Consider the following 23,182-nt stretch of genomic DNA (forward strand, 5'->3'; position numbering starts at 1 on the left):
CAGGTCCTCCGCGATCCGTGCCCGATACCTGCCGAAGTCGATCGGATTTCTCCCCAAACCGACTCAACTCCCGCCACAACCGGCACAGTTCGCGCCGATCCATAACATCGCCAAGAGGGGAGATTGCTATTACCCGTGGAATCCGGCGTTGGGGATCCTGGTACCCCCTGCACCCCACACGCGAGATATCGCGTGTCGTCGGAAACGAGGAACTTTGCGAATAACCAAGATCGTCCCCGCCCTCTTGGCCGCATTGCTCATGGTGCTCACCCTCGGCGCCACCGCCACTGCTTCCCCCGCCCCAGCCGGCGTTTCCAACGACAACCCGTCGGCCAACGGTCCCCAGCCGATCATCGGTGGCGGATACGCACAGAACGCCCCATGGGCAGCCCGCCTGTTCTCCGCCGGCAGGCAGACCTGTACCTCGACCATCATCGCGCCCACCTGGATCCTCACCGCCAAACACTGCGTAAGCGGCGGGCAGTTGACCTTCCGGATCGGCAGCCTCGACCAGAGCTCCGGCGGCACCGTGGCCAACGGCGCCCAGACCTACACCAGCCCGTCGGCGGACCTGGCCCTGGTGCGCCTGGACCGCTCCGTCTCGGCGACCTACGCCCGACTCGGGCAGCCCGGATCGGTGACGGTGGGTCAGAGCGTCCAGGTCTACGGCTGGGGCGCGACGTCCCGGTGCGGCCAGGAGATCAACTGCCAGTCGCAGTTCCTGAAAGTCGCCAATGTGACGGTCACCGGCGGCTGCCGCGACGCGTACAACGGCTCGGCGATCTGCGCCCGTTACGGCAACGGCATCACCGCGGGCGGCGACTCGGGCGGTCCGATGAACGCGAACGGCATCCAGGTCGGCGTTGCATCCACCAGTGACCGTCAAACCACTACCGCCTACACGAACGTGACCGCGTACCGCTCGTGGATCCAGTCCATCGCGGGCGTCTGACCGACTCGTCGTTCCCAACCTCGCTGCGCCTTCCTCTCGCCCCTGGACCCGTCCCCGCCACCGAACTCCGGGCGGGCCCAGGGGCGGTGCCCTGCGTGGACGCACCGCCGGACGCCACACGGCTTCCAACACCGCCGCCCCACCGAGCTCCGACTCGACGTCGTTCCAACAGGAACAGCACCTGGAACCGCCCCGCGAGCACGCCACCATCCGGGGCGAGGCCGCGGGGCGAGGCGGCGGATCGAGGCCGCGGATCGAGGCGGCGGTCACCGAGCGCCGCAGTCGACGCATCGCCGGATATCGGATCGCGGATATCGGATCGCCACGCGGGGTTCAAGGGGTTCGTATGTCACGGTTTCGTGGGTGTGTTGTCCCGTCGATTGTGACGTGCGGCGCGGAACTCGAACGGATCTTGGTTCCGTCCTTGGAACCGTCCCGTTGTTCATGCGCGTTCGAGAAGAGCCCCCATGTCTGTGCGTCGCCGTCCCTTGATCCTGTCGACCGCTCTCGTTGCCGGTGCCGTCCTGAGCCTGGCGGCATGTGGGTCCGACGGCGCGTCCTCACCCGCGGCGGGTGGTTCGGTGTCGTCCCCGCCGACCGGGGCACCGGCCGCACAGCCCGATTCGCTCACCTCGGGGCAGCCCGCCGCCGCGCCCACGTCGTCCACTTCGGCGTCCTCGCGTCCGAGTGCGCCCGCCGGGGCCACATCCGGCGCGAACAACAAGCCCGGCGGTGGAGCGGACGACGCCTACGCCTACACCCACCCGTGCGACAAGCAGAAGTTGTCGATACGCGTGACCCCGCGCCCCGGCGCGACCGGTCAACGGGTGATCGAGGTCCGCAATACCGGTACCACCGCGTGCGGTCTGAGCCACTATCCACTGGTCTACCTGGACACCGCGAAGTCATCCGATCGCACCGCGAGCGTCAAGCCGCTGATCCCCGGCGGCCTGGGTGGCGCGCCGGCGTACCCCCTGTCGGTCGGCCAAACGGCCTACGCGGTGATCGACCTCAACCCCGAAGGTGCGAGCACCTCCGCCACCCGCGTCGACGAACTCAACGTCCTCGCGGACCCCGAGCACATGGCCAACGCGGACACCCTCAACTTCCCCCTCGGCTCCGCCACCCCCGTCCTCAAGCCCAAACTGGGCCTCTACCGCAGCACGGTCACAGACGCGGTCACCTCGATGACCGCCGCCGACACACCCACAACCTCCTGACCGCAACGGCAACGCACACGGAAGCGCCGCCGAACCCAGGCCCTGGTCACCCCACAACCCCGCCCTCGCCACACCCGGCGACCCGGCGAACCCCCAAAGAACCCGCCCGCACACCTGCGCGGACCGAATCCCGGCCGACAACCCCGCAAGACCACGGCCCCAGTCGCGACCCGTCCGCCCGGCGAGGGATGTACTCCCCACCACCACCGCACCGTTCCGGAATCGGTCGAGCGGCCGCAGACGCACGCCCACCGACGAACCTGACGATGTCGCTCTTGTTTATCCCGGCGCACACCTCGACCCGACCCCGACGACCCCTTCCCGAGCCGTCCGCCGGCCGTGAAACGGTGGCCGAGCCCAACGAGGGACGGTGCGCCGATCGGCCGGCGTTCGAGCACCCTTCGAGCACCGTACGAAAGATCCTGGAACCCGGACCGGACGGAACGGGCCTCGCGAACGGGAAAACAGCGAAGGGCATTTCACGCCGCCCACGCGCTCCGGGCGTACCTCCCGGACATCCGCGGGTCGCGTGCATCGGATGTTCGGAAGGATCACCCCAGTGATAGGCACCACCTGGCCCAGCGGAGCCGGGAACCTCCGACCCCTCATAGTCGTGCTCACCTTCGTTTCCCTCGTACGGGCCGGAGTTCCCACACCGCGCCCGACCGGCGTCTCCCGACACCGAGGCCGCCCCGGGTACAACCTCCGTGCCACGTGCCACGTGCGCCGTGCGCGGGAAAGGCGGCGGACGATGAGTGAATCCCCCGAAGCGTGTGACGGGTCGACGCCCGTCACGAGACGTCGAGGACCGTCGTGACGGGCTCTTGCGCGTCCGTGTGTTCGTGTGTTCGTGTTTCCGTCAGCGCGTCACATGACGCGCAGGCGTTCGACGTTGCCGTTCTTGTTGTGCAGGGTCGCAGCCCTCCTCTTGTCGTTCCTCCCGGTACGTGACCAGGTGTATTCCATCCGGTCCACACGAAGTCCCGCGCCTGGTCACGGTTCGACATGATGGAGTGACCAGCGAACGAGGGGACGCTCATGGGCGGGCGCCGGAAGTCGACGAAGAACAGTAAGGCCGACCCGAGTTGCGGCAACCCGGAGCGGCCATGCTGGCGCAAGAGCACCCACAGCGGTGCCGAGGGATGTTGCGTCGAGGTCGCCCCGGTGTCGGTTCGCGTCGGCGTTCGGGATTCCGGTTGGCCCCGGCCCGAGAGCATCCTGTTCGGCCGACCGGCGTGGCAGGGATTCCTGGCGTCCACGCGGGTGCGGCCCACCGATTCGGACCGTCTGTGAACGACTCACTCATCGTGGCGATCGTCGGGGTGGTCGGTACGCTCGCCGCCGGTGTCTTCGCGCAACGCGGAGCGATGAAATCCAAGATCATCGAACTTCGCCACGCGGAACGGATGCACATCGACACCGAGGCGGAGAACGCGCGCCGCGCCCACCTCGAGGCACGGCGGCAGTCGTACGGCGACCTGAACCAGGCCCTACGCGACAAGTACACGCACCTGCTGCACCATTGGCGGACCTTGAAGGCAAACCAAACGATCGAGCCATCACAGGTCCAGGTCGAGGACGAATCCGAAGGCGAACTGAGAGCCGCCTACGCGAAGGCACAGATGATCGCCGCGGACAACGTCATCGAACTGGTCGGGCCACTCGTCCAGCGCCTGTACCTCGTGCACCGAGTCGTGCGGCAACACGACAGGGGCGAAACGCCGGATGAGAACCTCGACGCGTTGAAGGCGCACATCGACAAGGCCGCCGAGATGTTGTACGAAGTGCGCCAGGTGATGCGACGAGACTTGGGCATCACGGAACTCCCGCTCGACCGCCCCCCGGGCTACGGCTCCGTCCCCCGATAGCGCCGTTCGGGCAGACGCCCACCGGCGTCGGCGAGGCGCCCTCCCGTGTTTCCACGTAGGAGAAGCCGTCGCGTAGCTCCCGGAGCTACCGGTTGCGACCGGGCCGCCACCGGGAATGTACGAACCTGCGGCGGGGGTTCGGCGATCGGCGCGTGCCGGTCGACCCGACAAGCCGGACGCGCCGACGGCTCCGTCCTGCCCGCCCGGCGCTTCGTGCGTAGTACCACGGCGAAGCGGGACCGCCTGCGTCGGCTGCGAGACGCGCCGCCCACCACGACCCGCCCCTCGATCCCGTACGGTGCGCGCGTGCGCCGCAGTCGCCTCGTACCGGAATGGAGTGTGCGGACGAGACGGCTGTGCCATGGGTGGGGTCGATGGCGGTGGGGGCGGGGGCCTGGGATCCTGGCGCTTCGATGGGCCGTCGGATCATCGGTGTCGGAAGGGGACGGAGATCGAGAATCCATGGGCCAGGTCCGTCCCGTTTCGTTTCCCCGAAACTTCCACCGAGATTCGGGAGAGCCTGCGAAACGCGAGAACCGTGGACGACATCGAGATGGTCCTCGTCGACGAGGCCTGGGTGGCCGGCGTTGACCTCACCGCCAGCCTGGGTGGTGAGGCCACACATCCGGAGACGGCTCGCGAGTACGTCGAGGGCCTCCTGCGGTGTATCGAGGACTTTCCCGACTCCGGATTGCGCGTGGTTGCGATAGAGGATATCTCGGAATCGTTTGGCAATGCCTATGCAATCGCCGACGACGAGAAGATCACATTCGATTCGAATTGGGCGGGAGTCGATAATCGGGACATCCTCCTGGGCACTCTGCGCCATGATGTCGAGAATGGATGGGAAAGTCAGGATGTCCCGGCGAATCCGATCGCCATCGCGACCCACGAGTTCGGGCACATTCTTCAAGCCGACGCCGAGGCGAGGAAGAACGGCGGCCGCGGCGTCAAGGGAAGCGACCTCATTTCCAAGATCGGAAGGAATGCCCGGCGCACGAGAAACAATACGTCGACCATCGAGGTCGGGCGCGTCCTCGGAAAGTACGCGCTCAAATTTCTCGAGGGAGAGGAGTACGAGTTGGGTGCCCGAGCCTTCGAGGTCGTGCGCCTGAGCACTGGGCGGCCGCACGAGGTTGCCCTTGATGCCTATGGCGAACTCATGAACGATCTCGATCGCCCGTGGCACGGTAGCGGGACCGGCCGCCGCTCGAACCTCCGAGAACGGGCCGGCGACTTCGCTCGGGAATGGGGAGGGCGAATCGCCGATCGAACGGGCGCCGGACGCGTCGGGGCCCGCGTCATGGATTCGTTGCGAGGAGCGAGTAGGGCCACTGCGGGTCTCGTCCACAGGTTCCGCAACCTGACCCGGGTTTTCAAGCCCCGTCCCGCCGTTTCCAACGCCTACCTCAACGACTCCCGTATGCCCTTGCCCGATATTATTCGCTGGGCCGCTCCGACCACGGTCGCGGGGCTGAAGCCCGAAAAGTCGAACCCGATCCGCGCCCAGGACCCGGTGACCGGCAGCCTGGGCTTCGTGCCGGCGTCCCGCGTGATGACGAATCAGCGAGCCTCGGCCGATCGCATTCTGCAGAATCCCATCCACAGCGCATTCATGGCAACCGGTGCCGGTGTGCACAAAAGCCTGGAAAAAGGCTGACGACGCGCGTCCCATGGAACCGCGTTCACGCCGAGCGTGGGCGCGCGCGAGCCGCCTGCCGTGTCGGGACGACGATCGGGACTGCCAGGGCCCGGGAACGCCACCAACACCGCGGGACGCCACCAGGGCCCGACCACGGACAACGGCGGGGCCGTCGGCCCCTTCGTTCCCCGCCCCGACCCGAACGTACACCGCACCTCCCGAACCAGTTGGGCGCCCCCGCCCGATCCCGCCGCTTCGCCGTTGTAGGGGGCGGCGATGGGTGTGCCCGCTCAGGCAGCGCTACCCACCACCGTTTCGGGGCCCGCCACCATGACCACGATTCCCGCCACCCCCATCCCATCACCGACTCTGCCTCCGGATCGCGACGGCGGACCTGCACCGAGATCGTCCTCGGCGGAGCCGTTCCGGAGCCGTCCGCGCCCTCGTCGGCCGGCTCCCGGCCCACCTCACCGAGCACACCTGACACCGGCGCCGGCCGCGACGCCTCTGCGGGCCGGGGCCGGCGATCAGGTTCGGAGTCGCATCCGTTGGCCGGCGGCGGGCGCTCTTCCCCTTAGGGTCGGCGGATGGCGAAGTATTTCGATGTGCACCCCGATAACCCCCAGCCGCGCACCATCACCAGCGTGGTCGACCTGATCCGCGCCGGATCGCTCATCGCGTACCCGACGGATTCCTGTTTCGCACTGGGATGCCAGTTGGGCAACCGTGACGGCATCAGCCGGATCCGGACGATCCGCAACCTCGACGACCGGCACCACTTCACCCTGGTATGCGAGAGCTTCGCCCAACTGGGCCGGTTCGTACACCTGGACAACGACGCGTTCCGTGCCATCAAGGCATCGACGCCCGGTCCCTACACCTTCATCCTCCGCGCCACGTCCGAGGTACCGAAGCAACTGTTGCACCCGAAGAAGAAGACGGTCGGCGTCCGCATTCCCGATCACGTCGTCACCCGAGCCCTGCTCGCCGAACTCGGTGAGCCGATTCTCTCCAGCACGCTGCTCCTGCCCGGCGAGGACGAACCGCTGACACAGGGCTGGGAGATCAAGGAGCGGCTCGACCACGTGGTGGACGCCGTGGTGGACTCGGGCGACTGCGGCACCCAGCCGACCACGGTCGTCGACTACTCCAGCGACGAGGCCGAGATCGTACGCCGAGGCGCGGGCGACACCGCGCGGTTCGAGTAGCGGCCGGCCTTCGGGCGAAGACGCCGGCGCCCGGGTCGAGCCGCCGACCCGGGCCCGAGCGACACCGGGCCCGGGCCGGTCGGTGCGCGGTTGCGGTGTGGGGTGAGGTGAGGGGTCAGTGTGTGGTGGTGGCGTAGCGGGCGAGCGGGTCGACGCCCTAGGTGATCATCTCGGCGAGTGCACCGCCACACCGCCGCGCCGCCGTCTCGGATTGACCCTGGCCCTGCCGGCCCTTGCCCAGTTGATCATCGCGATCGACTACAACTCGGCTCGCTGCCCGGTGGTGTGCCGGCGGGTCGGCAGCGCCTCGGAGGGCCTTGCGAGGCCCTCCGGGCGAGGTGTTGCGGTCGAGTGGTGAAGGTCGCGGAAGCGGACGCGGCAAAGGCCGACTTGCGGCGGGTGCGGGTCCGGCGTGCGTTGTGGTCCGGCCCGTGCGAAGTCCGGTCGTGGCGCGGTACTTGTGATGGTCAGGGGTGGACGGTCCAGTGGTGGTTGGCTGCGGCGCGGGTGAAGGTGAGCGTCGGGCACAGGAAGTCGCTACCGCGTGGGTTGGTGCTGGTCCAGGGGGAGTCGGTGGGGGTGGCCAGTTGCCATGCGCCGGCCCTGCGGAGTTTGATGTCGGCGCTGTCGAATGCTGTGCTGCGGGCTTCGGTGCAGAAGTAGCCCTTGCCGGTGGCGGGGTTGACCGTGGCGTAGATCTCGAAGATGTCCCAGCCGTAGGCGAGCCGGCTCTGGTCGGTGCCGGAGGAGCGGAACAGCAGTTCCCAGGCCTGGGTGCGGTGGTTGTACAGATACGACGACCATGCGTTGCCCGAGGTGGCGTCCTTGGTCAACTGCACGCTGTAGGACGTGATTCCACCGGTGGTGGTGGTGTACTTCGCCAGGAAGTCGGCATTCACCTTCAGGGTCTTGGCGGGGCCGCTCGTGCCGCACCAGTCCCACGCCCATATCTCGGCGCCCTGGCTCCAGTAGGCGGTGACCACCTCCATGCACGAGTTCTGCGCCTTGGTGGTCGGGGCGTAGGCGAAGTTCTGCGAGTTGGTGACCTTGTACGAGGGATCCACGCTGTGCGTGGCGGTGATCCCGTCGTGCGTGCCCGGCTGCGGGAAGACACCCCAGAAGTTGTGCGTCGGTGCGAGGCTCGCGCCCGCACCGCCCTTCGCGGCGTGGTCCGGCGTGTCCGCGGAGTCGCCGGCGAGCGCCGCGCGCAGCTCGGCGCGCTGCTCGACGAAGGCCCGAACGGCCGCGTCCCGCCCGGGAGTCGGCGCGTCGGACCCGGTCTGCGCGACGACTCCCCGATGCGGCGCGGTGGGCGAGGGAACGGCGCCGGACGGCGGCGAGCCGGCCGCACCGGCGGGTCCGGCCGGGCCCAGCGCGACGAGCGCAACGAGCGTGGTGACCACGGCGGTTGCCAGGGCCATGGGTAACGAGCGAGGACGTGGACGGGCGCGGCGGGACATGCGTCTCCTCGACGGGGGCGGAAGTGGCATGAAACCGGGAGACGAGCGCCGCCGCGGAGTCCGAACCGACCACCGTCGAGCGGGACGTTCCCGTACAGCTCCGATCGGGCGGCACCAAAGTAGCCGGTGGCACGGTGCCCGGGGTAATCACATCTGCCCATAACATCACGTGATCCGGGCGCCACAAGTCCGTCCGCCACACGCGGTGGTCGTGGGCCCTCAAGGCGCCCCCGCTCGCGTGAAACAGCCGAAACCCGGACCGGCGATCGACGGACGAGGCCGACCGGTGGTTGAACAGTCGCCCGTTGTCGTCGGACGGGGACCGTGCGGGCCGCGTAACGGCCGCAGTACACAACTCGACGTCTGTTGCGACTCGAACCCGACGTCCGTCGGTTCCGCCTCCGGGGTCGAGTCGGAGTGCGCGCGGCCTCGACGCAGCTGTGGACGGTCGTGTTCATGGGGCAACGTTCCTTGCGGCGTATGACCTCGTCGACGCCGGACGGCGCCAGGGGGAGTGCGGGGCGCGCGTCCTCGCCCGGGGCCGGCCATCACGGAACCCCTCCCGAAGGCGTAGGTCGTCGGCATGCGGCCGGCCCCACGGCCCGGCTGCCCCACACGGCCCAACTCGGCACCCCAGGCGCGGGATTTTCCCGGCCTGGCCCTGCCCGACCCGCCCCCCGCGTGGGCCTCAGGCTGCCGAGAGGCCGATGTCGGCGGCGAGGGCCTCGGTGAGCCAGTCGTGTGCGGCACCGGGCGTGGGTTCCGACGCGCCGGAGCCGGGCGTACGGATTGCGGCCACCTGCTGCCAGTAGTGGTCGACGCGCGGGTCCGAGGCGAGTTGGCCGTGCAGGGCGCGGCGGAAGGGCGCCGTGTCGCCGGTGCGGCGTGACGTGGCGTAAGCGTCGACGAAGCAGTCCAGGGCCTCTCCCGGCTCCGGTGTCCGCCGCGCCCGCAGTTGTGTCGATGCCAGCGCGTACGCGTCGACAAGGCCGTCGTAGAGCACGGCGGGCCGGTAGCCCTCCTCGGGCCGGTGCACGGCGGGTTGGCACTCGTCGAGGTTGTCCCCGGGGCAGTTGCCGGTGACGAACGCGTGCAGTCGGGCGAACGCCAGGACCTGTTCCGGCGTCGGGTCGTCGGGGGGTTGCGGCACCGCGTGGTCGATGATCATCGCCGTGACGCGGGCCGGGAGCCGCGCGGGGAGCCAGCGGCGCCAGAAGCGGGCCATCGCGGTGGTGTCGGGTGGCGTGGCGATGGCACCGACGAGGCGGAGCCGATCCGCGCGCTCGTCGGGTGCGGCATCGCGGAGCGGCAGGAGGGCGGCCTCGCGCCAGCGGAGCGCAGACATCTGCGAGCCGAGTTCGCGCAGGTGACGGGCTACGGCGTCGTCGAGGGCGTCCTGGTCGACGCTGCCGGGCGCGCCGTCGCGGTCGAGGATGCGACGGATCGCGGGGAGGGGGAGGTCCAGGCCGCGGAGCGAACGGATGAGGCGGAGGCGTTCGGATGCCTGGGGCGCGTAGCGGCGATGACCGCCGGCGCTGCGGCATGCCTCGGGCAGCAGGCCTTGGTCGGAGTAGTAGCGCACGGTCTTGACGGTGACGCCGGCCTGTTCCGCGAGTTCCCCGATGCTGCGCAGACCATCGGCCGACGAAGACGAAGACGAAGACGAAGACGAGGGCAGGGGCAAGGGCAATGGCGAGCGCGCGGACGGTGGCGACGGCGTGATCCGGGGCCGTGGCGGAGACGACACTTGAACCTCCCTCAAGGGGAGTTCCTACCGTACCCACGAGCGCGGACGGCCGATCTGGCCGGGGGCGCGGCAGCGCGGCGACGCAGCGTTGCGACGGTACGGAAGGAGAAGGTCATGACGGCATTCGTCCTGGTGTCGGGTCCTTTCACGGGCGGCTGGATATGGCGGCGGACGGCCGCCCGGCTGCGGCGGGAGGGGGCGGAGGTGCACGCCGTGACGCTGACCGGTCTCGGCGACCGCCGCCACCTCGCGGGTCCGGGCACGGATCTGGAGACGCATATCGAGGACGTGCTGCAGGTGATCGAGCACGCCGACGCGCGCGAGGTGGTTCTTGTGGGGCACGACTACGGCATCCATCCGGTGCTGGGCGCGGCCGATCGACGGCCGGACCGGATCGCGCGGGTGGTGTACCTGGACGCGGGCATGCCGAGCAACGGCGATGCGGCTCTCGCGCTCGTGCCGCTCCAGGGCGTCCGCGACGGGCTGTCGGAGCGGCACAAGGAGAGGGCTCCCGGAGAGGTCGACACGCGGTTGCCCGCACCGTCGCCCGACGAGTGGCATCTGTGGGGCAGTACGGACGGTCTCGCGCCGGAGGCGTTGGCGGCGATGACCCGGTCGGCGGCGCCGCATCCGGAGGGGACGTTCGGACAACCCCTCGTGCTCTCCGGCGCGGTCGACGAACTCCCGGCAACCGGCGTGTTGTGCACCTCCAGCGGTACGGACATCGCCCTGCTCGAATCGCTCGCGAGTCTCGGTGACGCCCGTCTCGGCGCTCTCGTCGAACGCCGCGTGACGCTCTTCGAACTGACCACCGGACATTGGCCGATGGTGTCCGCCCCCGACGAACTCGCGACGGTGCTCATGGGAGCGGCCTCGGGTGAGGGGCACGTGATGGGTGCAGCGACCGCGACGCGCGAGGAACCGGCGCATCGGCGGCCGTTCCTGCTCGACGTTCCGCCGTGCCCGCGCGAGCGGATCGGTGCCGTCGATCTGCATCTGCCGGACGACGATTCCCCGCGTCCCGCGGTCGTGTTCCTGCACGGCGGCCCGGTGCCCCCGGACGCACGGCCGACGCCGCGCGACTGGCCGGGTCTGGTGGGCCACGCCCGACTCGCGGCGAGTCTGGGGGCGGTCGGTGTGACGGTGGATCACCGGCTGCACGGTCTCGAGGACTTCGAGCGGGCCGCCGCCGACGTCGTGGCGGCGGTCGAGCGGGTACGCGCGCATCCGCGCGTCGACGGCGAGCGCGTCGCCCTGTGGTTCTTCTCGGGTGGCGGCCTGCTGACGACGGACTGGCTCGCGGCTCCGCCCGAGTGGTTGCGCTGCCTGGCGGCGAGTTACCCGGTGTTGGCGCCGCTGCCGAACTGGGGGTTGGGGGACTCGCGGTTCCGTCCGGCGGACGCGGTGGGTGCGGCGGGTCGGCTGCCGATCGTGCTCACCCGCGTGGAGTTGGAGCACGAGGCGATCGCCGCGACCGTGGCGCGGTTCCTGTCGGCGGCGGAGGCGGCGGGAGCCGACATCGAGGTGATCGACGTACCGCTCGGTCACCACGGCTTCGACACGATCGACCACACGGAGGAGGCACGCGCCGCCATGCAGGGTGCGATGCGCTCGGTTCTGCACCACCTCGCCGAGTGAACTCGCAGGTGGGGCACCGATGTTGGCCCCCACCTCCCAGCTCCCCACACCGCTCTGCGGGATACGACCCGCGCACCGGACCGGCGGTCGACGGTACTTACCCCCAGCCCCGGCAGCCGGCCGACCCTGTTTATGCTCACGCCCATGGCACTCGAATGGGAACAGATCATCGTAGACTCCTCCGATCCCATCGCCCTCGGGCGCTGGTGGGCCGAGGCTCTCGGCTGGGTAGTGGTCGACGAATCCGAGGAGATCATCGAGATCCGGCCCGAGCCGGACCGGATGCCGGGGCTGCTCTTCGTGCCCGTCCCCGAGGGCAAGACGTCGAAGAACCGGCTCCACCCCGACTTCCGCCCCGACGACCAGGCGGCCGAGGTCGCCCGGCTGCTCTCCCTCGGTGCCCGGCGCGCCGACACCGTGCAGGACGAGCAGCACTGGGTGACTCTCCTCGACCCGGAGGGCAACGAATTCTGTGTCCTGGGTGAACGGAAGAGCTGAGCCGGGCCGGGCCGGGCAGCCGTTCGGGCGGAAGTGCCGGACGGTTTCGCCCACCCGCAGCCGCCCCACTCGCAGCTCGCCGACCCGGCTGCGCCGGGTGCTCCGACCGTGGCCTCCGTGCATGGCTCCGGCTGGTGCGTCGACGACGCGCGGCTCGGCCCGGACGACCTACGAACCACCGGATGGTGTCCTGCCGAGTGGTGTTCCGGTGATCTCGGTATAGCCCCTGGTCATGGGGCGGCCATCGCGCAACTCTGAGAGTAGTGACGCTCGTTGAGAGGTGACGCGATGGCCTCGTCTCGGCGTGACCTACTCCGGTTGATGGGAGTCACCGCGTACGGCGGACGGAATCGAGTCGGTGCGGTCCCGGCCCGGCGGATCCTGCAGGAACTCATCGAAGCCGAGGCCGCCGCCCACATCGGTGCGGAGCCCGGCGAGCCCGGCGAGCACGCCGAGACCCGGGCGACCCGGTGTAACGGGCACCGGGAGAGGGTGCCGACCACGCAGGCCGGGGACCTGGACCCGGCGATCCCCAAGGTCGACACCGGCAGCTTCTTCCCCTCGCTGCCGGAACGCCGGCGCCGCAGCGACCAGGCCCTCTACGCGGTCATCATGGAGGCATACGTCCACGTGTCTCCACCCGCAGCGTGGACGACCTGGTCAAAGCACTTGGTGGGGACATCGGGATCTCGAGTCCGAGTGCCCCGCATCTGCGGCAACCTCGACACCTAACCAACGGTGTTCCGCACGCGGCACTGGATCATATCCGCTTTCCCTACATCGATCTGGACGCGACCTACTGCACGCCCGCGTCCAGCGCCGGATCGTCCCCCAGGCCGCGGTCATCGCGACCGGCATCCCCGAGGCGGGCGGTCGCGTCCTCGTCGAGATGCACGACGGATGGATCGCCTTCCCCCGCCGCTACCTCCCCGAAGGCAGCATGGACAAGGTCTACCCCCAGGACATCGACCAACTCGACCCGGCTACACCACTCCACGGGACATGACCCGCCGAGGAGGATCCGCGCGGCCACCGGGCCCACCGACCAGCAGGCCGACCGCACGGATGCTGCGCCTGCACGGGTGTACGCGGATCGCCTTCGAGAGGTGGACCGATCGGCCGGAACCGCCCTCGGCCCGCCACGCGTTCGGCCGATCGCGCGCGAGGTCCGGATCGCGGCCGTGTCGTCCGCGAACCGCGGTGGATCACCTCGGCGTCCGGCAGTGACGACGAACGCGGCGGCCGGCCCCGCCGGCGGCTGGAAGGCGGATCTCGACGCTCGCTCGGCCGCGGAACCGGCCGGGGGCACGGTCGCGCGGCTCGCCGGCGGATGCCCCCTTACGGGTGCCTGGTTCCGGCTCACTCGGGTTCGGCGCGGTGTGGGTTCGGTTCCGCGGTGTGGACGGCGGCGAGGAGGCGTGGGCCGGCGAACGGGCGGAAACGGGGCCACAGTTCGGGGTCCTGCGAGAGCGGGGTGAGGACGCGGATGTGGGTCGCGTCCCGGACGTCCTCGTCCGAGGACGCGAGCAGTGCTTCCACGATCGCGGCGAGCGCGGGTAGTCGCCCGACGTCACCGGTGCGGGCGGCCGGAGCCAGGACGGGCCAGAAGAACGCCTCCGACAACACGCTGTACGGGTTGAGCGCACGCGCGACCGAACCGGGGATCGCACGCTCCGCCGCCGTGGCGTCGAGCCCGGCCTCGTGTGCCAGTCGGTCCAGGTGGGGCCGCGCCGCGGGGCACGCGCGCCAGAGCCGGTTGAACAGCCGACCGGATGCGGGCCGGGTTCGTCCGGTGTCGTATCGGGGTCGTGTCATCCTGCGGCCTCGCGCTCGTGGTGCTCGTGGGACGGTGGAGCCGGGTTCGGCTCGGGAGTCGGTTCGGGTTCGGGTCCGGGTGTTCCTGCCCAGCGCGGTTCCGATCGCGGATTGGATCCGATGCCGGTTGGGTCCGCGGCGTTCCCGCTTCCGGTGCGGGTCCGATCCCCGAGTCGGGAGCCGGAGTCGGACCCAGGGTGCTTCCGTCTCCGGTTCGGTTCCGATCGTCGGGTCGGGTTTGGTCGGCTCATCGGGTCGGCTCGGGAGCCGGGGCCGGATCCCTGTGCGTTCCCGTGTCCGGTGGGTTTCGATCGCCGGTTCGGGTCGGAAGCCGGGTTCGGGTCAGGAGCCGGGTTCCGGCCCGGGGCGCTCTCGCCTCCGGTGTGGTTCCGTCGGGGCCGCAGCCGGGCCCCGGCGACCGTCGCCGGGTTCGACGGCGGGGCGACTCGACGTCGGCAGGCCGGCGGCCGTGATCCGGGTGGGATCGAGACCGGGAGTGGCCGGTGGCGCCGCGCCGCGACCTTTCCTCGCGGCCCCCAGGTCTCGGAGCAGCCCCCGCAGCGGTGCGGCGGCGATCAGGGTGCGTCTGCCGTACGGGGACGTCTCGAACCGGGATCCGGTGGCCGGAGCCAGGTCGGGGTCGCGCCGGACCCGGTCGGCGACGTCCAGGACGGTACGCACTCGTGCGGGATTCCCGAGCAACCACCGGGTGATCGCGCCGGCTTCGTCGGGCGCCTGCAGCGCGCTCCACAACTCGGTGGACTCGGTGACGGTGACCCGACGGTCGCGTTCGGTGAGCGTACGGTCGTGGCGCAGCAACTTGTGATACCGGCCGAGGAGGTCGGCGACGTCGACCGCGTGGAAGCGGTCGTTTCCGGTGCGTTCCCCCGTGCCGAGTTCGTGGGCGAGGGCCGCCGACGCCTTGCCGTTGCCTCTCCACGTCGACGTACCCGGCTTGGCATAGGTGTCGCGAAGCACCAGCGAAAGCCTCTCGCTGTCCACCTCGGGAGGTGTGGCTCTTGCTTCCGGCTGCCGACCCACCACGCTCCACCGCCCTGTACCGACTCGGATGTCCGAGCGGTTGGGGCCGATGACGCCGTGCGTAATCGCCGCCTTCCCCGGCTCGACGTTCCGGGGAACCGGAAACGGACGATCATGATAGATGCCCGACTTCAAACGCTTTGCAGCGGCTCACACCAAAAGACCAACCGGTCCCGACCGCCGGACATCGACACCACCGAACACCCCGACCACAAGGCCGACATCACCGATTTCCCGTGAACCCACGGCCGAACACACCGCCCTGCCGAGCACGGATTTCGCGGCCAACCCCACCCGCAGACTCCGGGGACCACATCGAGCGAAGAAGCGCCGCCTCCGGGGGAACGGGCACCACCACCGCGTCGAGGACCCCGCTCTTGCGGGCTGCGCGGGCCCTGTCGGCGGCCATGCGCCCGGCTGCCCGGTGCCGCCGACCCCTTCGCGTCCGGGGCCAGGCTCGGTAGTAGTAACGGGCCCTTGTCGGCGTGCGAGCCGGCTCGTGGGCCTCGCTCTCGCCGGTCATCCACTGCCAGGGGTGAGGTGGTCGTGTCGGGCTGCGGCGTTGTCGTCGGCGACGTTCCCGGGCGACGGGCTTCCACGCCCCACGCCCCCGGGCACGTTGCCGTACGGCTCACGACGTCGAGGCCGTTTCGACGAGGGGAGCGGCCCCGTTCGTGTGGAGGCCGCTGCGTGTCGGTGTCGCCGGCACCGGGGTCGTCCGGCGGATTCACCTCGTCGGGCCGTCTTCGCCAAGGGATGGACGGCCTCGTCCGTAACAGGGCCGCTTCGTGTCGGCCTCGTAGTCGCCGAGTCGCCGCGACCCATCCGCGAGGTCGGGGTTCCGAACCTCGGCGAGGATCGGCATCCGAGGTGCGGGAGTCGAGGTTTCGAACCCCTGCCGGGTGGGGGTTCGAGGCCCGGTGAAGGGTGGGAGTCAGGACAGGTCGAGTTCGCCTATCCGTTCGTCTCCGCTGTTCTCTCCCGTCGGTCGGAAGCCCAACCTCAGGTAGAAGCCCTCCGGTCCGTCGTCGCCGGGGTGCCAGCTGGTCGTCAGGCGGGTACCGCCGCGGCGCCGGATCTCGTCGGCCACGGACGCGACCGCGAACCGGCCATATCCGCGGCGTTGTTCCCCGGCCGCGATGTTCAGGCGCCACAGCCCCGAACGCAGGTCGGCGACCTTCCCGCCCCCGTCCTCGTCCCGAGCCGCCCCGGCTTCGGTCGGGTCGTCGTCGAAGAACGCCATATCGATGTCGAAGAACGCCATGAGGAACCCGACGGGCCGGTCCCCGTCGAGGATCAGACGAGGCCAGGCCGTATCCGGATGCACATACGCCTGGGCGAGCGACTTCACCACCGGGGCGACCAGATGCGCCTGGTCCGGGCGTACCCGCAGGGCGACGGCGTCGTCGAAGTTGGCAGGGGTGATCTTCTCCAGACGGAGCGTAGTCGTCATGCGTGAACCCTCGAACGGTCCGCGCCGAGGGTCAAGCGGGTTTCGCCGGTCATGCCCGGCGGCGGCGGATTGAGGAACTCGCCCGGCTGCGGCGGGAGCACACCCGGGTGCGCCAGGAAATGGAGGTCCTGAAGCGGGCCACGACCTTCATCGTGAGAGAGACCCGGTGCCGGTGCACCCGCTCATCGAGACGGAGAAAAGCGCAGGTCACAGCGTCCAACGTGTCGGTGAACCGCTGAAGGTCTCCCGAGCCGCCCACTTCCGCCGCCGCAGCGTGGCCCCGGCGCCGCGCCGTGGAGCAGGGTCGGCTGATCCTCGCGACCGTGATCGACATCGCCACCCGCGAAGTCGTCGGCTGGGCGACCGCCGACCAGCTGCGCACCGAACCGGTCGCCAACGCCCTGCGCGACGCCGTCCGCAAGTCCCGCCCAAACTGCCGGGACGAGCAGCCGTGTCGTGGGACGTGGTCCGCCGGCCACGGCGGGAGGGGCGCGGTCAGCCGTGTGCGGGCGATGGCAGGCGCGGGTGACCGGCCACATCCCCGCCGTGGCGAACGTCCCCTGGTCGCAGGCCGCCAACGACGACGGAACCTTCCACCCGGCGCAGGAGCAGCGCACGCTGTTACGAACGGGCAGAGCGTCGAGTTCGAGCGCGAGATGACCGCCCCATGCCTGCCGGATCGGGGAGCTTTCGGCGCACACCCGGCGCGCGCCGACCGAGCTGCTCGGGCATCTGCACGTCGAGAAATACGACGGCCCGCGGCCAGAGCACGGCTCGCCGATCCCGGCGCCGGCGCCGGGATCAACGCCGTTGGCGATGGGCCCCGAGGAGCCATCGGCCGGGGCGGTGTCGCAACAAGATCGCAGCGCCCTCATTTCGGCTCGCTTTCGTCTCGCGAACATCCGTTCGTTCGGGCGTGGGACAGGGCCCGTAGGGACAAGGATCGATCCGACCCGTTTTCCCAGTGACCCTGTGGAGGACCACTGTGCGCAAGAGGCTGATCGTCTCTGCCGCCGCCGGCGCGCTCGCCATGCTCCTGTCCGTCCCCGCCTCCGCCGCCAACGTCGGCGCGGGAGCGGCGGGCATCGGCGACCCCTATTACCCGTACGCCGGCAACGGCGGCTATGACGTCTCGCACTACGACATCCGGCTCAAGTACCAGCCCGCCACCGACGAGTTAGAGGGCACCACCACCATCCTGGCCACCGCCACCCAGGACCTCACCCGCTTCAACCTCGACTTCGTGCTCAAGGTGAAGGAGGTGCTGGTCAACGGCCGCGTCGCCAAGTTCGCAGGCACCGGTGAGCATGAACTGGAGGTCACCCCCGCCCGGGTGATCACCAAGGGCAGCCCGATCACCGTCGTCGTCCGCTACGCCGACAAGCCCGGTGAGGTCGAGCGCGGAGGCCAGTCGGCGTGGCTGCGCACTCCCGACGGCGGCGTCGCCGCCAACGAGCCGGAGAGCGCGGCCTGGTGGTACCCGAGCAACGACCACCCGACCGACAAGGCCACCTTCGACGTCTCCGTACTGGTGCCCGACGGCACCCAGGTGGTCAGCAACGGCACCTCGACCCAGAGCTCGCGGGCCGGCTGGACCCGCTACAACTACCGGCAGAACAAGCCGCAGGCCACCTACCTGGCCACGCTGGCGATCGGCAGGTTCGACATCCGCACCGACACCACCCCGGGCGGCCTGCCCGTGATCACCGCGTACAGCAAGGACCTCGGCGACAACGCCGGTGCGGCACAGGCCAGTGTCGAGCGCACCGGTGAGTTGGTCGACTGGCTGAGCGGCTACTTCGGCGCGTACCCGTTCGGCACGGTCGGCGGCTACGTGCCCAACGTGCCCACCGGGTACGCGCTGGAGACCCAGGGGCAGATCTTCTACAGCCCCGCGCAGTTCGCCCGGGGCGCCAACACCTCCGTCGTGGTACACGAGTTGGCCCACCAGTGGTACGGGGACAGCGTGTCCGTGCAGCGCTGGAGCGACATCTGGCTCAACGAGGGCTTCGCCCGGTATTCGCAGTGGTTGTGGTCCGAGCACGAGAACGAGGGTACGGCCCAGGAGTTGGCCGACTACGTCTACAACCTCTACCCGGCCAACCACGCGTTCTGGACCGTCAAGCCCGGTGACCCGGGTGCGGACCATCAGTTCGACATCGCGGTCTACGACCGGGGCGCGGTGGCGGTGCAGGCGCTGCGCAACGCCGTCGGTGACGAGAAGTTCTTCCGGATCCTCAAGGGGTGGCCGACCGAGCGCAAGTACGGCAACGCCACCATCCAGCAGTTCCAGGCGTACGCGGAGCGGATCTCCGGCAAGCCGCTGGGCGAGCTGTTGAACACCTGGCTGTTCACGCCGGCGAAGCCCGCGGCGGGCTCGGCCGGTGCGGCGGCGGCGCCGAGCCCGGCGAAGTCGAGTGTCACGGCGGACGTACTGCCGGAGCCGAAGTCCTGGAAGAAGATCCAGGAGACCAACACCGTGCACACGCACGAGGATTGATGAGCCGTCCGCTCTGAACCCCGAACGGCCCGGCCATCCGCAGGTGAAGCGGACGGCCGGGCCGTTCGCCGTGCCCAGCCCCGGGGGATCCGGGCGGCGGCGTGGCTCAACTCTCTTATTACGCAAGGGAATCGCTTCAACACGAAGCGGAGGAGGACGGACGAGCCGACAGTCAGAGCGAGTTGCAGCTCATCGGCGGCCCGCAGGACGCCCAGGGCCCAGCCGAGGCGCCCGGCAGGCCGGGATGCAGGCCGAACCCGAGACGCCGACCGGCCATGCTGCGGACACCAGCGTCGGCATCGGTATCGGCGTTGACATCGGCATCGACATCGGCGGTGGTGCGACGGCCCGGCTGCAGCGATGAGACCAACCGAGAGCAGATCGCGCGTTTTGCCCCACCGCTCACGACCCGCCCCCGGCCCCGACCGCGCGTTCCTCGTCCGGGTGCCGCCACAGGCCCTCCGCGGCCAGCCTCGGCAGCACCCCCTCCCCGAACCAGTACGCCTCCTCCAGGTGCGGATAGCCGGAGAGCACGAACTCCTCGATCCCCAACGCCGCGTACTCCTTGATCAGTTCGACGACCTCGGCGTGGCTGCCGACCAGCGCCGTGCCCGCGCCCCCGCGCACCAGCCCGATCCCGGCCCACAGATGGGGATGGATCTCCAAGCCGTCCCGACTGCCGCCCCCGTGCAATGCCAGCATCCGTCGCTGCCCCTCCGACTCGCTGCGGGCCAGCCCCGCCTGTACGGATCTCACCGTTTCGGGATCGAAGCCGGCCAACAGCCGCTCCGCCTCCGCCCACGCCTGGGCCGAGGTGTCGCGGGTGATCACGTGCAGGCGGATGCCGAAGCGCAGCACGCGGCCGTGTTCCGCCGCCAGCCCGCGGATCCACGCGATCTTCTCCGCGACCCGGGCCGGCGGCTCGCCCCAGGTGAGGTACACGTCCACGTGTCGTGCCGCGACCTCTCCGGCGACGGCCGAGGAACCGCCGAAGTACACCTCTGGCACCGGATCGGGGACCCGGGCCAGCGTCGCGGCCTCGACCCGGAGGTGGTCGCCACGCACGTCCACGGTCTTGCCCTCCCACAGGCCGCGCACGATCTCCAGGAACTCACCGGTGCGCCGGTAGCGGGCGTCCTTGTCGAGGAAGTCGCCGTAGGCGCGCTGCTCTTGGCTCTCGCCTCCGGTGACGACGTTGAGCAACAGCCGTCCACGGGTGTGGCGTTGGAAGGTGGAGGCCATCTGCGCGGCCAGTGTCGGCGAAACGAAGCCGGGCCGGAACGCGACCAGGAACTTCAGCCGTTCACTGTGCTGGGCGACCATCGCGGTGGTCAACCAGGCGTCCTCGCACCAGGCGCCGGTGGGCGTGAGCGCACCGACGAAGCCGAGATCCTCGGCGGCACGGGCAATCTGACTCAGGTATGCGACCGTCGGCGGCCGATCCCGCCCGGAGGTGGTGACCGGGGCTCCGTGGCCGCCGCCGACGACATGCCGGCTGTCGCCGTTGGTGGGCAGGAACCAGTGAAAGGTGAGGGACACGGGAAGACTCCGCTTGGATCGTCGGCACATTGAGGGCGTTGTACGTGCGGCGCCGGGACACCTTGTCGACGCGGCCGACCGCCGAGGACCACAGCGTCCACACCCCGTCGAGGCGACGCTCCCGCTCCCGGTGAGGCGCCGGCCGAGATCGTCCCGGTCGTCGTGAAAGCTCAGGCCCGCGGAGTCGAAGCCCGCGCTCGCGAAGCTGCGGCCGTCGGCAGGCGCGGACCCGCGGAACTCCCGTTGCGGATACCGCCGATTGCGGGTGCTCCCGAAATCTTCGGCACGCCGATGTCATCGAACGCGACGAACGCACCGAAAACGACGAATGCACCGGACACACCGGACCGGCCGGGCACGCCAGACGCCGGGTTCAGGCGCTGCGGCTGCGGTGATTGCCCGACAACCGCCGTCCACCGGTGGACGTGAGCACGGGAGGCGGGCCTACGGGGTCGAACCCGGAATCAGGCCTCGGCGCAACAGAAGGCACTGGAGACACGCGAGAGGTCGACATGGCGTCGCCGCGTGAGCACCAATCGCGTCTGCATGCCGCCGATGCTCGCAGTCGATACCAACGATCGTCAAGATCCAACCCGTGCCACCAACCGCAATACACCAGCCGGAAAGCCCCCGACCCAAGAGCGCGGCACAGCGCCTCCCCGGCCCGCGTGGTCAGGCCGCGGCGCGGCGCGTCCCGCTCCGTACCCGTCCGCCCTGAAGTGCCGCCCGAAGTGTCGGTCCCAGCACGCGTCGCACGTCGGCCGGGGACAGCCGTTTCGCAGCCGGCAGCGGTTGCAGGTACCGCGTGAAGATCAGTCCGCCGATCACCGTGACGACGGCGGTCGCGCGCTCGGTCGCGTCCGTCCCGCCGAGATATTCAGCAATCTGGGGGAGTACCTCGCCATCGAGGTACTCCCGCAGGACTGCCATCACGTCCTCGTCCCGCAGTGCGTCGCGGTTGACCACCGTGGCGTCCCACAGGTCCGTGACGGCCTCCAGGATCCTGTCGGCGACGCCCGCCGGGTCACCGTGCAGCGCTTCGGTGAGACCCAACGACTGGGCGCATTGCAACTCCGTGACCTCGCCGAACAGCCGTTGTTTCGACCCGAAGTGGTACTTGATGAGCGCCTGGTCCACGCCGGCCGCCGCGGCGATGGCTCGCAGGGTCGTACGGCGGTATCCGTGCTCGAGGAACAGGCCGCGCGCGGCTTCGGCGATGAGCGCTCTGGTCGGCGGGTTGCCCCGCGGACGGCCCCGAGATTTATTCATCGTCTTTGAATACCACGCCTTCGCCCCGGCAGAGTCGGCGTCTGTCGAGCCCCGGGGACGTCCGGGGCGGGAACAAGGAGCGAACACATGCGCATCACCGTCTTCGGCGCCACCGGCCCGACCGGCCGTCAACTCACCGACCAGGCCCTCGCCGCCGGCCACCTCGTCACCGCCGTCTCCCGGCGAGCCGACGCCCTGGCCCCTCGCACGGGCCTCACCGTCGCCGGCGTGGACGTGGCCGACGCGCACGCCGTCGCCGCGGCGGTCGCGGGCAGCGACGCGGTGGTGTCGGCGCTGGGAGTGCCACCGACCCGGGAGTCGGTCACGGTCTACTCGGACGGCGTACGGAACATCTTCGCGGGCATGGAACAGCACGGCGTCAAGCGCCTCTTGGCGGTCAGCTCCAGCGTGACGGACCCCGCCTGGCGGCCCACCGGCGAGCACTTCTTCAACCTCGTCATGGACCCTCTGGTCAATCGCAGGATCGCGAAGACGGCGCACGACGACATGCGCCGCATGGAGGCGCTGATGAGGACAAGCGATCTGGACTGGACGATCGTGCGTCCGGGCGGGCTCTTCGAGCACCACGAGGTGACGAACTTCGAAGTCGGCGAGGACAGCGTCGACGGGCTCTACACCGCACGGACCGATCTCGCCGCCGCCATGCTGAGCCAACTGGAGGATGATCGGTTCATCGGGAAGGCCATGGGAGTGGCGACCCGGGACGTCCCGATGAGCATCCCCAGGTTGATCCTGCGCCAGGTCAAGGCGGAGAAGAAGGCCAAGGCAGAGGCGAAGGCCAAGGCAGAGGCGAAGGCCAAGGCACAGACGAAGGCCGACACGCGCAAGAACGCCAACGCACCGCAGAAGGCGGGGAAGTGAACCCGTCCGCCGAGGCCCTGTTGGCGTCGCCGAGTGTCGGGACGCTGACGACACTTCGTCCCGACGGCTCGCCGCACGTGGTGGTCGTCCGCTTCACCTGGGACGGCACGTCGGGACTGGTCCGAGTCCTGACGATCGGCACGACACGCAAGGCACGGAACGTGTCGGCCGCCCCGGGAAGCCGGGCCGCGATCTGCCGGCCGGCAGGCTTCCGGTGGATCACCTTGGAAGGCCCCGCGACGCTGTCCGCCGATCCGCGGCGAGTCGACGAAGGCGTCCGCCGCTACACCGTCCGGTACGGCTCTCCGCCGCCCGATCCGCCGGGCCGCGTGGTCCTCGAGATCGCGGTCGACCGCGTGTTGGGGACCCATTAGCGTCCACCGCTACGCCACGACCGGCTTTGGGGCCCGAGCGGGCGGTGTGGGCCCGCAGGTGGCGGGTGCTGCCGTC

Annotated in this window: 20 protein-coding genes; 12 read left to right on the plus strand and 8 right to left on the minus strand. The window is 70.0% G+C overall.

Translation table 11 applies throughout. From position 1 onward, the window contains the following. Positions 1-214 precede the first annotated feature (214 nt). The 6 genes from ACIRL2_RS32650 to ACIRL2_RS32675 all read left to right on the plus strand — a co-directional run bounded on the left by ACIRL2_RS32650 (position 215) and on the right by ACIRL2_RS32675 (position 6,890). Positions 215-952, plus strand: coding sequence for a S1 family peptidase (locus tag ACIRL2_RS32650; protein WP_395867397.1), 738 nt, complete (start codon positions 215-217; stop codon positions 950-952). Between the two features lie 467 nt (positions 953-1,419). Next, positions 1,420-2,172, plus strand: a complete 753-nt coding sequence (locus tag ACIRL2_RS32655) for a DUF4232 domain-containing protein (RefSeq protein ID WP_402236856.1) — start codon at positions 1,420-1,422, stop codon at positions 2,170-2,172. A 1,038-nt stretch (positions 2,173-3,210) separates the two neighbouring features. Next, the gene (locus ACIRL2_RS32660; protein ID WP_402236859.1) at positions 3,211-3,465 is read left to right on the plus strand and encodes a DUF397 domain-containing protein; all 255 of its coding nucleotides are present in this window, start codon (positions 3,211-3,213) and stop codon (positions 3,463-3,465) included. Further along, positions 3,462-4,040: a hypothetical protein gene (locus tag ACIRL2_RS32665; RefSeq protein ID WP_402236861.1), complete on the plus strand. Its 579-nt coding sequence runs from the start codon at positions 3,462-3,464 to the stop codon at positions 4,038-4,040. The genes ACIRL2_RS32660 and ACIRL2_RS32665 overlap by 4 nt, the downstream gene beginning before the upstream one ends. Before the next feature lie 538 nt (positions 4,041-4,578). Beyond that, positions 4,579-5,700 carry a hypothetical protein gene (locus tag ACIRL2_RS32670; protein ID WP_402236864.1) on the plus strand — a complete coding sequence of 374 codons (1,122 nt, stop codon included), beginning with the start codon at positions 4,579-4,581 and terminating at the stop codon, positions 5,698-5,700. A 569-nt stretch (positions 5,701-6,269) separates the two neighbouring features. Further along, positions 6,270-6,890 (plus strand): L-threonylcarbamoyladenylate synthase, encoded by a 621-nt coding sequence (locus ACIRL2_RS32675; protein WP_395867400.1) that lies wholly within the window; start codon positions 6,270-6,272, stop codon positions 6,888-6,890. 467 nt (positions 6,891-7,357) lie between these two features. Here the strand turns inward: ACIRL2_RS32675 and ACIRL2_RS32680 are convergent, their stop codons facing one another. Further along, a complete protein-coding gene (locus ACIRL2_RS32680; RefSeq protein WP_402236867.1) occupies positions 7,358-8,311 on the minus strand; it encodes a carbohydrate-binding protein in 954 nt (317 codons plus the stop codon). A gap of 727 nt (positions 8,312-9,038) precedes the next feature. Then, complete coding sequence (locus tag ACIRL2_RS32685; protein WP_402236869.1) at positions 9,039-10,034, minus strand: MerR family transcriptional regulator; 996 nt, start codon at positions 10,032-10,034, stop codon at positions 9,039-9,041. A 177-nt stretch (positions 10,035-10,211) separates the two neighbouring features. On the opposite strand from ACIRL2_RS32685, the gene ACIRL2_RS32690 reads away from it, so the two are divergent. The 3 genes from ACIRL2_RS32690 (at position 10,212) to ACIRL2_RS32700 (ending at position 12,965) form a co-directional block, all read left to right on the plus strand. Beyond that, positions 10,212-11,735, plus strand: coding sequence for an alpha/beta fold hydrolase (locus ACIRL2_RS32690; RefSeq protein WP_402236872.1), 1,524 nt, complete (start codon positions 10,212-10,214; stop codon positions 11,733-11,735). Between the two features lie 144 nt (positions 11,736-11,879). Beyond that, the gene (locus tag ACIRL2_RS32695) at positions 11,880-12,233 is read left to right on the plus strand and encodes a VOC family protein (protein WP_395867405.1); all 354 of its coding nucleotides are present in this window, start codon (positions 11,880-11,882) and stop codon (positions 12,231-12,233) included. A 321-nt stretch (positions 12,234-12,554) separates the two neighbouring features. After that, positions 12,555-12,965, plus strand: coding sequence for a transposase (locus ACIRL2_RS32700; protein ID WP_402236875.1), 411 nt, complete (start codon positions 12,555-12,557; stop codon positions 12,963-12,965). Between the two features lie 627 nt (positions 12,966-13,592). On the opposite strand, the gene ACIRL2_RS32705 is transcribed toward ACIRL2_RS32700, so the two are convergent. The 3 genes from ACIRL2_RS32705 to ACIRL2_RS32715 form a co-directional block, all read right to left on the minus strand. Continuing rightward, positions 13,593-14,048: a hypothetical protein gene (locus tag ACIRL2_RS32705; protein WP_402236877.1), complete on the minus strand. Its 456-nt coding sequence runs from the start codon at positions 14,046-14,048 to the stop codon at positions 13,593-13,595. Between the two features lie 342 nt (positions 14,049-14,390). Further along, positions 14,391-15,050 carry a hypothetical protein gene (locus ACIRL2_RS32710; protein ID WP_402236880.1) on the minus strand — a complete coding sequence of 220 codons (660 nt, stop codon included), beginning with the start codon at positions 15,048-15,050 and terminating at the stop codon, positions 14,391-14,393. 973 nt (positions 15,051-16,023) lie between these two features. Then, positions 16,024-16,542, minus strand: coding sequence for a GNAT family N-acetyltransferase (locus tag ACIRL2_RS32715; protein WP_395867413.1), 519 nt, complete (start codon positions 16,540-16,542; stop codon positions 16,024-16,026). 985 nt (positions 16,543-17,527) lie between these two features. Here ACIRL2_RS32715 and ACIRL2_RS32720 point away from each other — a divergent pair. Next, positions 17,528-19,042 (plus strand): M1 family metallopeptidase, encoded by a 1,515-nt coding sequence (locus ACIRL2_RS32720; RefSeq protein WP_402236883.1) that lies wholly within the window; start codon positions 17,528-17,530, stop codon positions 19,040-19,042. A 402-nt stretch (positions 19,043-19,444) separates the two neighbouring features. Here ACIRL2_RS32720 and ACIRL2_RS32725 read toward each other — a convergent pair whose 3' ends face one another. From ACIRL2_RS32725 to ACIRL2_RS32735, 3 genes are all read right to left on the minus strand, one after another. Further along, positions 19,445-20,581: an LLM class flavin-dependent oxidoreductase gene (locus ACIRL2_RS32725; protein ID WP_395867417.1), complete on the minus strand. Its 1,137-nt coding sequence runs from the start codon at positions 20,579-20,581 to the stop codon at positions 19,445-19,447. A gap of 464 nt (positions 20,582-21,045) precedes the next feature. Then, complete coding sequence (locus ACIRL2_RS32730) at positions 21,046-21,129, minus strand: putative leader peptide (protein WP_395867460.1); 84 nt, start codon at positions 21,127-21,129, stop codon at positions 21,046-21,048. Positions 21,130-21,253: 124 nt separating this feature from the next. Beyond that, complete coding sequence (locus ACIRL2_RS32735; RefSeq protein WP_395867420.1) at positions 21,254-21,850, minus strand: TetR family transcriptional regulator; 597 nt, start codon at positions 21,848-21,850, stop codon at positions 21,254-21,256. Between the two features lie 87 nt (positions 21,851-21,937). Between ACIRL2_RS32735 and ACIRL2_RS32740 the strand changes: the two genes are divergently transcribed. Then, positions 21,938-22,732, plus strand: a complete 795-nt coding sequence (locus ACIRL2_RS32740; protein WP_402236887.1) for an NAD(P)-dependent oxidoreductase — start codon at positions 21,938-21,940, stop codon at positions 22,730-22,732. Then, on the plus strand, positions 22,729-23,106 hold the full coding sequence (locus tag ACIRL2_RS32745; protein ID WP_402236889.1) for a pyridoxamine 5'-phosphate oxidase family protein: 378 nt from the start codon (positions 22,729-22,731) through the stop codon (positions 23,104-23,106). The genes ACIRL2_RS32740 and ACIRL2_RS32745 overlap by 4 nt, the downstream gene beginning before the upstream one ends. Positions 23,107-23,182: the final 76 nt, after the last annotated feature.

It is taken from the genome of Embleya sp. NPDC127516 (assembly GCF_044765325.1).
In the GTDB taxonomy this organism is placed as follows: Bacteria; Actinomycetota; Actinomycetes; order Streptomycetales; family Streptomycetaceae; genus Embleya.

What these genes read in the sequence shown, in the direction of transcription:
- ACIRL2_RS32690 (WP_402236872.1), top strand. Translation starts at nt 10,212, where the DNA reads ATGACGGCATTCGTCCTGGTGTCGGGTCCTTTCACGGGCGGCTGGATA.
- ACIRL2_RS32740 (WP_402236887.1), top strand. Translation starts at nt 21,938, where the DNA reads ATGCGCATCACCGTCTTCGGCGCCACCGGCCCGACCGGCCGTCAACTC.
- ACIRL2_RS32655 (WP_402236856.1), top strand. Translation starts at nt 1,420, where the DNA reads ATGTCTGTGCGTCGCCGTCCCTTGATCCTGTCGACCGCTCTCGTTGCC.
- ACIRL2_RS32695 (WP_395867405.1), top strand. Translation starts at nt 11,880, where the DNA reads ATGGCACTCGAATGGGAACAGATCATCGTAGACTCCTCCGATCCCATC.
- ACIRL2_RS32660 (WP_402236859.1), top strand. Translation starts at nt 3,211, where the DNA reads ATGGGCGGGCGCCGGAAGTCGACGAAGAACAGTAAGGCCGACCCGAGT.
- ACIRL2_RS32675 (WP_395867400.1), top strand. Translation starts at nt 6,270, where the DNA reads ATGGCGAAGTATTTCGATGTGCACCCCGATAACCCCCAGCCGCGCACC.
- ACIRL2_RS32700 (WP_402236875.1), top strand. Translation starts at nt 12,555, where the DNA reads ATGGGAGTCACCGCGTACGGCGGACGGAATCGAGTCGGTGCGGTCCCG.
- ACIRL2_RS32680 (WP_402236867.1), bottom strand. Translation starts at nt 8,311, where the DNA reads ATGGCCCTGGCAACCGCCGTGGTCACCACGCTCGTTGCGCTCGTCGCG.
- ACIRL2_RS32715 (WP_395867413.1), bottom strand. Translation starts at nt 16,542, where the DNA reads ATGACGACTACGCTCCGTCTGGAGAAGATCACCCCTGCCAACTTCGAC.
- ACIRL2_RS32735 (WP_395867420.1), bottom strand. Translation starts at nt 21,850, where the DNA reads ATGAATAAATCTCGGGGCCGTCCGCGGGGCAACCCGCCGACCAGAGCG.
- ACIRL2_RS32705 (WP_402236877.1), bottom strand. Translation starts at nt 14,048, where the DNA reads ATGACACGACCCCGATACGACACCGGACGAACCCGGCCCGCATCCGGT.
- ACIRL2_RS32730 (WP_395867460.1), bottom strand. Translation starts at nt 21,129, where the DNA reads ATGCAGACGCGATTGGTGCTCACGCGGCGACGCCATGTCGACCTCTCG.